At 78.5% G+C, this 543-nt stretch carries 1 protein-coding gene; it reads left to right on the top strand.

Translation table 11 applies throughout. The features are described 5' to 3' along the window. Nucleotides 1–543, top strand: a 543-nt coding sequence (locus tag C1I97_RS38630; protein ID WP_146608482.1) for a DMT family transporter, incomplete at both ends; no start/stop codon positions are given.

Genomic DNA, 543 nt, shown 5'->3' with positions numbered 1-543 from the left:
CCTCCTCACCGCCCTGGCCCGCGCCCTGCCCGCCGGACTGCTGCTGCTCGCGTCGGCCCGCGTGCTGCCGAAGGGCGCCTGGTGGGGGAAGTCGGCGGTGCTCGGCGCGCTGAACATCGGCGCCTTCTTCCCGCTGCTGTTCCTGTCCGCCTACCGGCTGCCGGGCGGCATGGCGGCCGCCGTCGGCTCGGTCGGCCCGTTGTTCGTCGTGGGCCTGTCCGCACTGCTGCTGGGGCAGCGGCCGACCGCGCGGGCGCTGCTCGCCGGGGTCGTGGCCGCGTTCGGCGTCAGCCTCGTCGTGCTGAAGGCGGCCGGGACGCCGGACCCCGTGGGCGTGCTCGCCGCCCTCGCCTCCGCCGCCTCGATGTCCGCCGGCACCGTGCTGACCAAGAAGTGGGGCCGCCCGCCCGGCGCGGGCCCGCTCGCGCTCACCGGCTGGCAGCTCACCGCCGGCGGCCTGCTGATCGCCCCCCTCGCCCTCCTCCTCGAAGGGCCGCCCCCCGCGCCGGACGCGCGGGCCGCCGCCGGCTACCTCTACCTGGC

Source organism: Streptomyces sp. NTH33 (genome assembly GCF_003236365.1).
In the GTDB taxonomy this organism is placed as follows: Bacteria; Actinomycetota; Actinomycetes; order Streptomycetales; family Streptomycetaceae; genus Streptomyces.
This window is presented reverse-complemented; position numbering and strand designations above follow the sequence as displayed.